3 protein-coding genes and 1 pseudogene are annotated in these 1,185 nt (G+C 50.6%); all 4 read right to left on the minus strand.

Annotated elements, in window-relative coordinates; translation table 11 throughout:
- A pseudogene (locus ATB02_RS26835) lies at positions 1-172 on the minus strand (hypothetical protein); the annotation flags it as partial.
- Between the two features lies 1 nt (position 173).
- Positions 174-452, minus strand: a complete 279-nt coding sequence (locus ATB02_RS25640) for a hypothetical protein (RefSeq protein ID WP_032236628.1) — start codon at positions 450-452, stop codon at positions 174-176.
- Positions 453-518: 66 nt separating this feature from the next.
- Positions 519-770 carry a protein Rem gene (rem, locus tag ATB02_RS25645; protein WP_000980999.1) on the minus strand — a complete coding sequence of 84 codons (252 nt, stop codon included), beginning with the start codon at positions 768-770 and terminating at the stop codon, positions 519-521.
- 216 nt (positions 771-986) lie between these two features.
- A complete protein-coding gene (gene hokD / locus ATB02_RS25650; RefSeq protein ID WP_000813254.1) occupies positions 987-1,142 on the minus strand; it encodes a type I toxin-antitoxin system toxin HokD in 156 nt (51 codons plus the stop codon).
- Positions 1,143-1,185 lie beyond the last annotated feature (43 nt).

The raw sequence follows: 1,185 nt of genomic DNA on the forward strand, positions 1-1,185 counted from the left end.
CCAGCGGCTGGCGAACGGCAGGAACGACCCCGGACGGCAGATTACGCATGCTTTTCGGTTCCGGCTCCACCAGTACCCGGGTATTGTGGAATACCGGCATGGATTCACGGCCCGGCTTAACGACCACCAGCCCGAGTTCCGGTACCAGAACAGGTCGAAGTAATACCCGCACGTTACCTCCAGAGGCGTTGCTGGAATGTACGGGACGGACGCGGTGGGCGTTCGGAGTAAGGCAATCTGACTGAGATTATCCAGTGACGGTAGTCGAGGCTAAGGGCTTTTTTAACCTCGTATCCGCGCCTGCGGTAACACTGAATTATCCATTCAGCCTGCTCTTCAGTGCATGGAGGGTGTTGGAACCATTCAGACTTGAATGCGTGAGAATACCGCTCGTGCGTGCAGACAAGAACGGGCGAATTATCAGAATTGTAATATTTTACGTTGCGTGCCATCGGTTTTCTCCGGTGGCACGGTGTTACTCAGCGGGAGTTCAGCCCCGCGCAAGATTGTAGATGAGTTTATTCTTCTGCAAAAGCTGAAAAGCCTGCTTTTATTCCGATCTCTTTCAGTGCCTGTAATGAAGTGACAAACTCACCTTCGCGCAAGATAAATCCGTCTGTCACTCGACCATCCACAAAATTAATTAACGCAGCCCCATTCTTTCGCAAACACATAATGCGGTAATGACTAACAAGATTTCCATTTTCAACGCACACAGCATAGAGGCCATCTTCACAAAAAATTTTACGCAGTTCTTCGATGTTCATCATCAGAATTCTTCCGGATAATTAGCTCTCCCCTTTAAGGGACCATCCCTCTTATCCCTGCGCGCTACTTAAGTATTTTTGATTCTATTCCGGCACCGTCCAGAACTTCAAACGCGTTGAAAATAAAAACAAAAACCCGCCGAAGCGGGTTAAGTGCGGGTGCGTTGAGGATGCCTGCCACATCAGAGGTGGCGAGGGATTTCTCCCTCGCCGGGTCTCTTACTCCTCAGGTTCGTAAGCTGTGAAGACAGCGACCTCCGTCTGGCCGGTTCGGATTCGTACCTCGCAGAGGTCTTTCCTCGTTACCAGTGCCGTCACTATGACGGTTAAACAGATGACGATCAGGGCGATTAACATCGCCTTTTGCTGCTTCATAGCCTGCTTCTCCTTGCCTTTCGGCACGTAAGAGGCTAACCTA

It is taken from the genome of Escherichia sp. MOD1-EC5189, assembly GCF_002966045.1.
Lineage (GTDB): Bacteria > Pseudomonadota > Gammaproteobacteria > Enterobacterales > Enterobacteriaceae > Escherichia > Escherichia coli_F.

Bases quoted from the DNA above. Each gene is read 5' to 3' on its own strand.
- hokD (WP_000813254.1), bottom strand. From the start codon at position 1,142: ATGAAGCAGCAAAAGGCGATGTTAATCGCCCTGATCGTCATCTGTTTA.
- rem (WP_000980999.1), bottom strand. From the start codon at position 770: ATGATGAACATCGAAGAACTGCGTAAAATTTTTTGTGAAGATGGCCTC.
- ATB02_RS25640 (WP_032236628.1), bottom strand. From the start codon at position 452: ATGGCACGCAACGTAAAATATTACAATTCTGATAATTCGCCCGTTCTT.